General features: G+C 72.7%; 9 protein-coding genes. 3 read left to right on the forward strand and 6 right to left on the reverse strand.

The window, feature by feature from the left end; translation table 11 throughout:
- The 6 genes from G5C51_RS34760 to leuA form a co-directional block, all read right to left on the reverse strand.
- On the reverse strand, positions 1-505 hold a 505-nt coding region (locus G5C51_RS34760; protein ID WP_165243604.1), incomplete at its 3' end, for an MFS transporter.
- The gene (locus G5C51_RS34765; RefSeq protein WP_165243607.1) at positions 502-1,848 is read right to left on the reverse strand and encodes a GH1 family beta-glucosidase; all 1,347 of its coding nucleotides are present in this window, start codon (positions 1,846-1,848) and stop codon (positions 502-504) included. The genes G5C51_RS34765 and G5C51_RS34760, both read right to left, overlap by 4 nt.
- A gap of 55 nt (positions 1,849-1,903) precedes the next feature.
- Positions 1,904-2,170, reverse strand: coding sequence for a protealysin inhibitor emfourin (locus G5C51_RS34770; protein WP_165243610.1), 267 nt, complete (start codon positions 2,168-2,170; stop codon positions 1,904-1,906).
- A gap of 9 nt (positions 2,171-2,179) precedes the next feature.
- The gene (locus tag G5C51_RS34775; protein WP_165243613.1) at positions 2,180-3,298 is read right to left on the reverse strand and encodes a M4 family metallopeptidase; all 1,119 of its coding nucleotides are present in this window, start codon (positions 3,296-3,298) and stop codon (positions 2,180-2,182) included.
- 99 nt (positions 3,299-3,397) lie between these two features.
- Complete coding sequence (locus G5C51_RS34780; protein ID WP_165243616.1) at positions 3,398-4,123, reverse strand: TerB family tellurite resistance protein; 726 nt, start codon at positions 4,121-4,123, stop codon at positions 3,398-3,400.
- A gap of 170 nt (positions 4,124-4,293) precedes the next feature.
- A complete protein-coding gene (gene leuA / locus G5C51_RS34785) occupies positions 4,294-6,051 on the reverse strand; it encodes a 2-isopropylmalate synthase (protein WP_165243619.1) in 1,758 nt (585 codons plus the stop codon).
- A gap of 635 nt (positions 6,052-6,686) precedes the next feature.
- On the opposite strand from leuA, the gene G5C51_RS34790 reads away from it, so the two are divergent.
- The 3 genes from G5C51_RS34790 to G5C51_RS34800 all read left to right on the forward strand — a co-directional run.
- On the forward strand, positions 6,687-8,816 hold the full coding sequence (locus G5C51_RS34790) for an MMPL family transporter (RefSeq protein WP_165243622.1): 2,130 nt from the start codon (positions 6,687-6,689) through the stop codon (positions 8,814-8,816).
- A gap of 76 nt (positions 8,817-8,892) precedes the next feature.
- A complete protein-coding gene (locus tag G5C51_RS34795) occupies positions 8,893-10,308 on the forward strand; it encodes a sensor histidine kinase (RefSeq protein WP_420824890.1) in 1,416 nt (471 codons plus the stop codon).
- Positions 10,305-11,299: sensor histidine kinase (locus tag G5C51_RS34800; RefSeq protein ID WP_338118411.1), on the forward strand; the 995-nt coding region annotated here is incomplete at its 3' end. The genes G5C51_RS34795 and G5C51_RS34800, both read left to right, overlap by 4 nt.

Below are 11,299 nucleotides of genomic sequence, written 5' to 3' on the forward strand. Positions count from 1 at the left end.
CGCTGAGGATCTGCGCCACTCCCAGCCAGCCGCCCACCTCGCCCCGCTGCAGCCGCGGTACCCGGTCGGGGACCGCGGCGGTGAGGGCGGCGAAGGAGGCGTTCAGCGCCAGCTGGACCAGGCACCAGCCCAGCACCATCGCGGTCAGCGACCCGGCCCCCGACAGCAGCACCAGCGCGCCCGCCCCGGCCAGCCCGCCGCCGCAGACCCAGGGCGTACGCCGCCCGAAGCGGGATGTCGTACGGTCCGACAGCGCGCCGAAGACCGGATTCGACACCAGCGCCACCGCCGCGCCGATCCCGGTGACCCACGCCAGCGCCGACTCCTTCCCCGCCGGCGCCAGATCCTCGGCCTGCAGCGCCAGCAGGATCTGGATCGGCCCGTACCACCCCACCCACACCCCGCCGTTGGCCAGCGCCAGCGCCGTCGTCCAGCCGGGGCGGACCCGTAACCGCGGCTCGGCGAAGGGATCCGCCGCGGTCGGCCGCGCCGGCGTCGCCGTCACCGCAGCTCCTCCGCCAGCGCCTTGCGCAGCCAGCGATACGAGGCCTTCGGCGTCCGCGCCAGCGTGTCGTAGTCGACGTGCACCAGCCCGAAGCGCTGCGTATAGCCCTCCGCCCACTCGAAGTTGTCGAGCAGCGACCAGACGAAGTACCCCCGCACATCCGCCCCCTCCGCCATCGCCGCGTGCAGCGCCCGCAGATGGCCGTCGTGATACGCGATGCGCTCGGCGTCGTCCACCCCGCCGTACGAGCAGCCGTTCTCGGTGATGACCAGCGGCGGCAGCGCGTCCCCGTACCGCTCCCGGAAGCCGCGCAGCAGCTCGCCCAGCGCCTCCGGCACCACCGGCCAGCCGAAGTCCGTACGCGGATAGCCCTCGATCTCCCGCGGGGCGAAAGGGAGTCCGGGCGGGAGCGTGACGCCCGAGAATTCGACACCGTCAGGTCCCGGCGCCCCCACCATCGTCGGCTGGTAGTAGTTCACCCCGTAGAAGTCCAGCGGCTCCGCGATCACCTTCAGATCCTCGGCGACCGGCCCCGGCAGCAGCGCCGCCAGATCGTCGTCCGGGTAGCGCCCGGTCAGCACCGGATCCGCGAAGAGGCGGTTCAGCAGGACGTCATAAAGCTCGGCCGCCTCCAGATCGGCAGGGGCCTCCGAAGCCGCCCACGTCGGCCCGTGCGAGTTCGCGATCCCCACTGACTCCGCCCCGGCCGCCCGCAGCGCGCGCACCGCAAGCCCGTGACCCAGCAGCTGGTGATGGGCCGCCGGCAGCGCGTCGAAGACCAGCTGCTTGCCCGGCGCGTGCTGCCCCACCCCGTAGCCGAGCAGGGTGAGTTCGGCCGGTTCGTTGATGGTGATCCACTGTCGTACGCGGTCGCCGAGCCGCTCCGCGACCACCGCCGCGTAGTCGGCGAAGCGCTGCGCCGTATCGCGGGCGAGCCAGCCCCCGGCCGCCTCCACCGCGGCCGGGGTGTCCCAGTGGAAGAGCGTCGGCACGGGCCGTACGCCCGCCGCGCACAGCTCGTCGACCAGCCGGTCGTAGAAGTCGAGCCCCGCCTCGTTGAGAACCGACCCGTCCGGCAGCACCCGCGGCCAGGCGACCGAGAAGCGGTACGCGTCCACGCCCAGCTCCCGGAGCAGCCCGACGTCCTCGCGATACCGGTGGTAGTGGTCGCAGGCGACGGCCGCCGTCGCGCCGTCCTTGATCCGCCCCGGTACGGCCGTGAAGTCGTCCCACGCCGACCGGCCGCGGCCATCCTCGGCGACGGCGCCCTCGATCTGATGGGCGGAGGTGGAGACTCCCCAGAGGAAACCGTCGGGGAAGCGCGGCAGCGAGCGTGGCGTCATGCGCCGCGATTCTGGTGATCACCTCACGACGGCGTCAAGACAGCGGACCGCGCCTCTAGCCGCCCTCCTTCATCACCGCCGTGATAAGCGCCCGTTGGGCGTCCGTCAGCCGCGGGTCCGCGCAGTAGACGGTGCGGCCGTCCACCGTGAGCTCGTACGTGAACCCGTCCGGCACCCCCACCGGGGGCGCCTGCCGGCCCGCCTCTATCGCCTGCCGGGCCAGGGCCTGCAGGCCGACCGCGTCCGCGCGGCCGGCCGTCTCCAGGGTGCGGTGGCGGGGTATGCCGCCGAAGCCGCCGGTGCGTTTCACGCTGATACGCATGCCTGCCGCCTACCCCTGAGGCTGCGGTGGTGCACCTTCCGCCTCGACTTTCCCGGCCTGCTTCGGCACCGACGCCGGCTCCTCCGCCGCCGCGACGCCCACCTGCGACCACGCCTTCTGCACGGCCGCGAGCTCGGGCCCCTCGCCGTAACGCTGCTGCGCCGCCTGGACGGTCAGCCGCGCGAACTCGGCGAAGTCGGCGGAGGTGCGCAGCTCGCCGCCGGTGAGCACGTCGTACCAGAGCTGCCCGGCCCGCTCCCAGGCGTTCCCGCCGAGCTCGTACGCGACGAGGTAGAAGGCGTGGTTGGGGATGCCGGAGTTGATGTGCACGCCGCCGTTGTCGGAGGAGGTGCGCACATAGCCGTCCATGGTGGCCGGCTGCGGGTCCTTGCCGAGGACGTCGTCGTCGTACGCCGTGCCCGGCTCCTTCATTGAGCGCAGCGCCTTGCCGGTGACGCGCGGGGCGAGCAGTCCGGCGCCGATCAGCCAGTCGGCGTTCTCGGCGGTCTGGCCGAGGACGTGCTGCTTGATCAGGGAGCCGAAGACGTCCGACATGGACTCGTTGAGCGCGCCGGACTGGCCGAAGTACTCGAGGTTGGCGGTGTATTGGGTGACGCCGTGGGTGAGCTCGTGCCCGATGACGTCGAGGGCGATGGTGAAGTCGAGGAAGATCTCCCCGTCGCCGTCCCCGAAGACCATCCGCTCGCCGTCCCAGAAGGCGTTCCCGTAGTCCTCGCCGTAGTGGACGGTGGCGTCGAGCGGGAGCCCGGCGGCGTCGATGGAGTTGCGCTCGTAGGCGCTGAGGAAGAGATCGAAGGTGGCGCCCAGGCCGTCGTACGCGCGATTGACGGTGGCGTCCTTGACGGCCTTGCCGCCCTCGGCGCGGACCTTCTTGCCCGGCAGCGTCTCCCTGCCCTTGGCGTCGCAGATCGTCCGCTTCGGCTTCGCCTCGGCCGCGGGCTTGGGGGCGACGGCGGCGGTACGGACGGTGGTGATGCGGCGGCGGGTGCGCTGCAGGGCGTCGCGCTCGAGGGTGCGGCGGGCCGGCGTCGCGAGCCGGTCGTCGTCGTTGCGTGCCAGCTTGTCGAGCATGTGCGGCGGCACGATGCCGCAGAAGACTGTGTTCATGCCCCGCAATGTGGCACTGCGTGACCGTCTTGTCGCCGGACAGTAAGCGTATTTACCGAGATCGAGTGGGCGCGGGGTGCCGGGTTGCCGGTCTTGTGGCTACGACGGCGTCCGCGCCGCCGCCAGCAGCCGGGCGGTGTCGTCGGCGCAGAGCAGCAGCGCGCTGCCGATGGTGGTCAGCACCTCGCGCTCGACCGGCGAGTACGGCCCGTCCGCGAGCGCGATCCGCGCGCCCACCAGCAGCACCCGCTCGCGCCCGGCGGGCGCCAGATGCGGGGCGAGCGGCTCCAGCGCCTCGTGCAGCTCGATCTCCAGCGAGGGCGCGCCGCCGGAGGTGCTGCCGGACGAGTCGAACATTTCCGGCAGTCGTCCCGTGTCCGCCTCCAGCGCGGCCACCAGCGCCAGCAACTGCTCCTCGGTGCAGTCCTCGTACCCCGCGTCCCGCACCGCCCCCAGGGCGGCGTCCCGCACCGGCTCCGTCTGCGCGCCGCCGGTGGCCAGCACGGCCAGCGCGACGGTGTGCACGGCGTCGCGGAGCATGACCGACAGCCGGGTGGAGGTGGGGTGGTCGAGGGAGTCGGTGCCGAAGTGGCCGCGGCAGTCGGCGCATTCGACGACCGGACCCGCGACGCCGCGGGGGAGCAGCGGGATGCCGAGCACGGTGAACCGCCGCCGGCCCGTACACCGCCGGTAGTTGCGATCGCCCCCGCAGTCGGGGCAGAAGAACTCGCCGTCGGCGACGGTATGCCAGGCGGTGCGTACTCCCACGGCAGCGCGGATTCTGCGGGCTCCCTGTTCCTGGCTCTTGCGCCGTCGAGAGTGCATCACGTCCCGTACCTCCCGTAACAATCCGGCAACGCTGCCGCATTGGACGTGATGTTAGCCACAACGACTGCCGTCCGTCAGCCCCCTTCCGGACGGTTGCGTACGCGAACGAGCGCCCGGCCCCGCGATGCTGCGCCGGGCCGGGCGCTCGATGCTGTGTGTGCCGGGTGTCAGCGGGCCGCGCGGTTGACGGCCGAGACGACCGCCTTCAGCGACGCACGCGTGGTGTTGGCGTCGATGCCGATGCCCCACAGGACCTTGCCGTCCACGGCGACCTCGATGTACGACGCCGCCTGGGCGCGGGCGCCCTCGGACATCGTGTGCTCCTGGTAGTCCAGCAGCCGCGCGTCGATGCCGATGCCCTGCAGCGCGTGGAAGAAGGCCGAGATCGGGCCGTTCCCGGTGCCGACCAGGGTCCGCTCGTCGCCGTCGACGACCGCCTCGACGGTGAGCGTGTCGACGCCGTCCTTGTCCGTCGTGGACTGGCCGTTGCGCAGCTGGATCCGGCCCCAGGCGTTGCCGTTCGGCGTCGGCAGGTACTCGTCCTGGAAGACCGACCAGATCTGCGCCGGGGTGACCTCGCCGCCCTCGGCGTCGGTCTTCGCCTGGATCAGCTGCGAGAACTCCACCTGCATCCGGCGCGGCAGGTCCAGCTGGTGCTCGTTGTGCAGCACGTAGGCGATGCCGCCCTTGCCGGACTGCGAGTTGACCCGGATCACGGCCTCGTACGACCGGCCGACGTCCTTCGGGTCGATCGGCAGATACGGCACGAACCAGCCGATCTCGTCCACCGGCTTGCCCTGCCGCTCGGCCTCGGCGTCCATCGCCTCGAAGCCCTTCTTGATGGCGTCCTGGTGGGAGCCGGAGAAGGCGGTGTAGACCAGGTCGCCCGCGTACGGGTGGCGCGGGTGGACCTCCATCTGGTTGCAGTACTCGTACGTGCGGCGGATCTCGTCGATCTCCGAGAAGTCGATCTGCGGGTCGACGCCCTGGGAGAACAGGTTCATCCCCAGCGTCACCAGGTCCACATTGCCGGTCCGCTCGCCCTGCCCGAACAGGCAGCCCTCGATCCGGTCCGCGCCCGCCATGATCGCCAGCTCGGCGGCGGCGACGGCGGTGCCGCGGTCGTTGTGCGGGTGCACCGACAGGCAGACGTGCTCGCGGCGGGTCAGATTCCGCGACATCCACTCGAAGCGGTCGGCGTGGGTGGAGGGCGTGGAGCGCTCGACGGTCGCCGGCAGATTGAGAATGATCTCGCGGCCCTCGCCCGGCTGCCATACGTCGCAGACGGCCTCGCAGACCTCCAGGGCGAAGTCCAGTTCGGTGTCCGTGAAGATCTCGGGGGAGTACTGGTAGCCGAAGGTGGTCCGCTCGTCCAGCAGCTTCTCCGCGTACTGCATGACGTGCTTGGTGCCGTCCACGGCGATCTGCTTCACGGCGTCCCGGGACCCGCGGAAGACCACGTCGCGCCAGACCGGGGCGGTGGCGTTGTACAGGTGCACGGTGGCGCGCTTGGCGCCGACGATGGACTCGACGGTCCGCTCGATGAGCTCCTCGCGGGCCTGGGTCAGGACGGAGATCGTCACGTCGTCGGGGATCGCGCCCTCTTCGATGATGCTGCGTACGAAGTCGAAGTCGGTCTGCCCGGAGGACGGGAAGCCGACCTCGATCTCCTTGTAGCCCATGCGCACCAGCAGGTCGAACATCTCCCGCTTGCGGGCCGGCGACATCGGGTCGATCAGCGCCTGGTTACCGTCCCGCAGGTCGGTGGACAGCCAGCGGGGCGCCTTGGTGATCCGGTTGTTCGGCCAGGTCCGGTCCGGGATGTCGACGGCGTCGTACTGCCCGTAGCGGTGCGTGGGCATGCCGGACGGCTGCTGCATGGCGGTCGCATTGGTGATCGGCGTGGGCTTCTTGCTGATGCTCATGATGTGGTGGCTTCCTCCGCGGAGAGCTTCATGAGACCGACGTGGGCAACGCCAAACTCCGCGGGGAGGGGGTCGGTCTTACGGACGCAGACCCTCGCCGCGGCAGCTAAGAAGAAGCAGCCCGAAACGCATAGTGCGACGAGCTTAACCGAGCGATTCGCTTCGCGAGGGTCCGTATCAGTATGCGATACGCCTGGCGGCGGGCGTGTCCGCTTTGCCCGGGGCTCCGCCCGCGGGGGTCGCGCCTGCGGCGCGCGGCCTCAAGCGGCCGGCCGGGCTTGATACCGGCGCTCCGCGCCTGGTCCTCAAGCGCCGGACGGGCTTGGATCGGTGCAGGTCCCGCCCATATCAAGCCCGGCCGGCGTTTGAGGCCGAGGCGCGTCAGCGCCAATTCCAGCCCGGCCGGCGCTTGAGGCCGAGGCGCCGCAGGCGCCGATACGGGGTCCGGGGCGGAGCCCCGGGAGCGGGCGCCGCCCGGCGGTGTACTCCCCGGGGAGTAACCCCCGCCCCGGGCCGCCCCGGGCAGTAGCCCGGATCTCGGCCCGGCGCGCGACGAAAGCGTCCGCCGCCGCCGGGAGCCTGGTTAGCGGACCGGAAATCGCCGAGACCGAAGCCGAAGAGGGGTGGGCCCCGCCATGGGTGCCGTAACGGAACAGCAGACCGCACCACCGCCGCCGAATCACCGCCGAAGGCGCCTCGTGCCGTGGACCCTGCTCGCGATCTGGATCGGGATCCTGGCGCTCGCCATGTCGCCGGCGGGCAAATTCGGCGACGCCGAGCAGAACCGCGCCGTCGACTACCTCCCGACCAACGCCGACTCCACCCAGGTCGCCAAGATCCAGGACAAGCTCCCCGGCGGCGAGACCACCGACCTGGTGCTCGTCTATCACCGCGACGCCGGCCTCACCGCCGCCGACCGGTCAGCGGCCGCCGCCCAGGTCGACGAGGTGGCCGGCGCCCACGACCTGACCACCAAGCCCGAGGGGATCCCGTCCAAGGACGGCACCACCCTCATGTACCCGGTCTCCACCAATGAGCCGGGCACGGACGAGGAGAAGCGCAACGAGTTCGTCGCCGACGTCCGCGACGTCGTGCAGGGCGAGGGCGGCCTCAGCGCCGAGGTCGGCGGGAACGGCGGCATGCAGGCCGACCAGAGCAAGGTCTTCGACTCGCTCGACGGCCCGCTGCTCTACACCACCGTCGCCGTCGTCGCCGTCCTGCTGATCCTCATCTACCGCAGCCCGATCCTCTGGCTGATCCCCCTCGTCGCCGCCGGCGTCGCGAACATGATCTCGATGGCCGCGGCCTACGGCGCGCACGAATGGTTCGGCACCACGATCTCCGGCCAGTCCGGCGGCATCATGACGATCCTCGTCTTCGGCGCCGGTACGGACTACGCCCTGCTGCTCGTCTCCCGCTACCGCGAGGAGCTGCGCCGCATCGAGAAGCCGTACGACGCCATGCGCACCGCCCTGCGCGGCTGCGGCCCGGCGGTCCTGGCCTCCTCGGGTACGGTCGCGGCCGGCCTGTTCTGCCTGCTCGCCGCCGATCTGAACTCCAGCCGCGGCATGGGCCCGATGGGCGCGATCGGCGTGCTGAGCGCGCTGCTCGCCATGATGACGCTGCTGCCGGCGCTGCTGGTGCTGGCGGGCCGCAAGGCGTTCTGGCCGCTGATCCCCGCCTACGGGAGCGAGCCGAAGCAGCGCCGGTCGATCTTCGCCGCCATGGGATCTAGTGCGGGGCGCCGGCCGCTCGCCGTCCTGGCCGGCGGCGCGATCCTGCTGGGCACGCTGGCGCTGGGCACGATGAACCTGCCGGGCAGCCTGAAGAACGAGGACTCCTTCACCGACAAGCCCGAGTCCATCTCCGCGACCGAGACCCTCGCCGCCGCCTACCCCAGCCGCAGCAGCCAGCCGATCGAGGTCGCCGCCCCGACGGCCAAGGCGGACGCGGCCGTGGCGAAGGCCCAGCAGGTCAAGGGCGTGGAGTCGGTCGAGCGCGGCCGCAGCGGCGGCGGCTGGACCGAGATCGCGGTGGTCGCGAAGGACGCCCCGGAGAGCGCGGGCGAGACGGCGACGATCCACGCGCTGCGCGAGAGCCTCGACGGCGACCTCGGCGCGTACGTCGGCGGGGCCAGCGCCCAGCTGATCGACCTGGAGGACACCAACTCCCGCGACACCAAGGTCATCGTGCCGCTGGTGCTGGTCTCGGTGCTGCTGATCCTGATCGCGCTGCTGCGCAGCATCGTCGCCCCGCTGATCCTGGTGGCCGCCGTGGTGGCGGTCTGGGGCGCCGCGCTCGGCATCGGCGGCCTCGTCTTCGAACCGGTCTTCGGCTTCGAGGGCGCCGATCCGGGGCTGCCACTGCTGTCCTTCGTCTTCCTCGTCGCCCTCGGCGTGGACTACGGCATCTTCCTGATGCACCGGATGCGGGAGAACGGCCTCGCAGGGCAGGAGCCGGTCCCGGCCGCGCTCTCCGCGCTGCGCACCACCGGCGGCGTAATCGCCTCGGCGGGCCTGGTGCTGGCCGCGACCTTCTCGGTGCTGATGAACATGCCGCTGGTGTTCCTGGTCGAGATGGGCTTCATCATCGCGGTCGGTGTGCTGCTGGACACCTTCCTCGTACGGACCTACCTGGTCACGTCCGCGAGCGTGCTGCTGCGCCGCAAGCTGTGGTGGCCGGGCGAGCTGTCCAAGGAGCCGGCGGCCGCACAGCCGCCACCGCCGGCGGCGTCCGCCGAGCGGGAGCCCGCCACCCTGAGGTGACGGTCAGGGGGTGGTCGGCCGCCGGGGCCCGTGGGGGCTCCGGCGGTCGCATGCATCGGGGAGGATGGAGCCTGTGTTGACCGTACGCGCACACCTCCGGCACCGCGCCGCCGGTCCTGACCGGCGCGACTGGCTGTTCACCGCGGCCGTCGCGGCGGTGAGCGTCTGCCTGGCGCTCTTCGCGGAGGACGGCAGGCGGCCGGACCTGCTCGGCTGGGTGCTGCTCGGGCTCGTGGTGCTGACGCTCGCCTGGCGGCGGCGCTACCCGCTGGGCGTGCTGCTGGCGATGCTCGCGGCCGAGGCCCCGTACCACGCGCTCGACAACGCACACGCCGCCGCGACCGTGGCGACGATGGTCGCGACGTACTCGCTGGCGGTCGCAGGTCCGCGCAAGCGCACGCTGATCGTGATCCCGACGCTGATGGCCGGGACCATGACGATGATGATGTTCGTCAACCCGGACAAGGGCGCGGACATGTTCCGCACCGCCGGCTGGCTGCTGCTCGCCCCGCTGCTCGGCGAGGCGGTCCGGGTGCACCGCAACTACATCGCCGCGATCGTCGAGCGGGCGGAGCGCGCCGAGCGCACCCGCGAGGAGGTGGCCGCCCGCCGGGTGGCGGAGGAGCGGCTGCGGATCGCGCGTGACCTGCACGATCTGCTGGCGCACAGCATCACCGTGATCGGCGTGCAGACGTCGGTCGCGGCGCACGTCCTGGTCGCCGACCCGGACCGGCTCGACCGCACGGCGCTGGCGTCGTCGCTGGACGCGATCGCGGACACCTGCCGGGACGCGCGGGCCGAGCTGCGTACGACGCTGAAGGTGCTGCGGACGGGTGAGTACCCGGACGCGGCGACAGGACCGCAGGCGGGAGGCGCCCTGCCGGTGCCCGAGACCGTCGGCGCCGGCCCGTCTCCCGCCGGCCCGTCTCCGGGACCCGTCGGCAGCGCGCCGGAGCGCGGCCCGCTCCCCGGCCTGCCCGGCCTCTCCGACCTCGCGGAGGCGGCTCGCGCGGCCGGGCTGAAGGTGGAGCTGGCCTGGGACGGCGCGGCCTCGGACACCGCGGGGCCGGAGCCCGCTTCCGGGCCGGACGGCGCGGCCCCGGACACCGCCACCGGACCGGCCGCTGCAGCCCCGCAGGCCACCGCGGCCGGCCCGCCCCGCCGTCCGGTGCCGCCCGCGGTCGGCGCGGCCGCGTACCGCATCGTGCAGCAATCCCTCACCAACGCGGTGCAGCACGCCGGCCCCGGCGCCTCGATCCGCGTCGAGCTGAGCCGCGCGGACCAGGCCCTGCACCTCTCCGTTACGGACTCCGGCCCCGCCGCCGCGCACCAGGAAGCCCCGCGGCCGCCCACGCCGTCCCCCGGCGGCTACGGCATCCCCGGCATGCGCGAGCGCGCCCGCAGCGTCGGGGGCAGGCTCGCGGCCGGGCCGCGCGGGGACGGGAAGCCGGGCTTCACCGTCACCGCCGAGCTGCCGCTGGAGGCCATGTGACCCTGAACGTACGCGTGCACCCCGAGCACCGCTCGGTGTGGCCGGAGCGGCGGGACTGGCTGTTCACCGCCGCTGTCGCGGTGGTGACGGTGGTGCTGGCGCTCGTCGGGCCCAAGGACGACGGCCACCGGCCGGATGCGCTGGGCTGGACGCTGCTCGTGCTCGGGGTGCTGATGGTGGCGTGGCGCCGCCGTTTCCCGCTCGGCTCGCTGGTGGTGCTGATCGCGGTGATCGCGCCGTACCACATGATGGACAACACGCACATGGCGCCGTCCCTGGCGGCGATGATCTCCATCTATTCCCTCGCCGTCGCCGGGCCGCGCCGGCGCACGCTGATCGCGGTGCCGCTGGTCCTCATGGTGCCCGTGGCGGCAGTGCTCTCCATCGACCCCCACGAGCTGCCGGAGATGGGACGCACCGCGGGCTGGATCCTGCTCCCACCGCTGCTCGGCGAGGCGGTCCGCGTCCACCGCAACTACATCCGCGCCATCGTCGAGCGGGCGGAGCGCGCCGAGCGCACCCGCGAGGAGGTGGCCGCCCGCCGGGTGGCGGAGGAGCGGCTGCGGATCGCCCGCGATCTGCACGATCTGCTGGCGCACAGCATCACCGTGATCGGGGTGCAGACCTCCGTCGCGGCCCACGTCCTGGTCGCCGACCCGGACCGCCTCGACCGCACGGCGCTGGCGTCGTCGCTGGACGCGATCGCGGACACCTGCCGCGACGCCCGGCAGGAGCTCCGTACGACGCTGAAGGTGCTGCGGACGGGCGAGCTGCCGGACGCCGGGGGAGGGGCCAACGCGACCGCCGCGGAACCGCCGGATCGCGGACCGCTGCCCGGCCTCGCGGGCCTCACCGACCTCGCCGAGGCGGCCCGGGCGGCCGGGGCGGAGGTGCAGCTCGCGCTGGACGGCGCGGAGCCGGCGGCAGCGGCGCCGGACGCCGGCGTCCGCCCGCCCGTCCCGCCCGCGGTGGGCGCGGCCGCGTACCGCAT

The organism is Streptomyces coryli (genome assembly GCF_011044975.1).
Lineage (GTDB): Bacteria > Actinomycetota > Actinomycetes > Streptomycetales > Streptomycetaceae > Streptomyces > Streptomyces coryli.

What these genes read in the sequence shown, in the direction of transcription:
- G5C51_RS34775 (WP_165243613.1), bottom strand. Translation starts at nt 3,298, where the DNA reads ATGAACACAGTCTTCTGCGGCATCGTGCCGCCGCACATGCTCGACAAG.
- G5C51_RS34790 (WP_165243622.1), top strand. Translation starts at nt 6,687, where the DNA reads ATGGGTGCCGTAACGGAACAGCAGACCGCACCACCGCCGCCGAATCAC.
- G5C51_RS34780 (WP_165243616.1), bottom strand. Translation starts at nt 4,123, where the DNA reads ATGCACTCTCGACGGCGCAAGAGCCAGGAACAGGGAGCCCGCAGAATC.
- G5C51_RS34770 (WP_165243610.1), bottom strand. Translation starts at nt 2,170, where the DNA reads ATGCGTATCAGCGTGAAACGCACCGGCGGCTTCGGCGGCATACCCCGC.
- G5C51_RS34765 (WP_165243607.1), bottom strand. Translation starts at nt 1,848, where the DNA reads ATGACGCCACGCTCGCTGCCGCGCTTCCCCGACGGTTTCCTCTGGGGA.
- leuA (WP_165243619.1), bottom strand. Translation starts at nt 6,051, where the DNA reads ATGAGCATCAGCAAGAAGCCCACGCCGATCACCAATGCGACCGCCATG.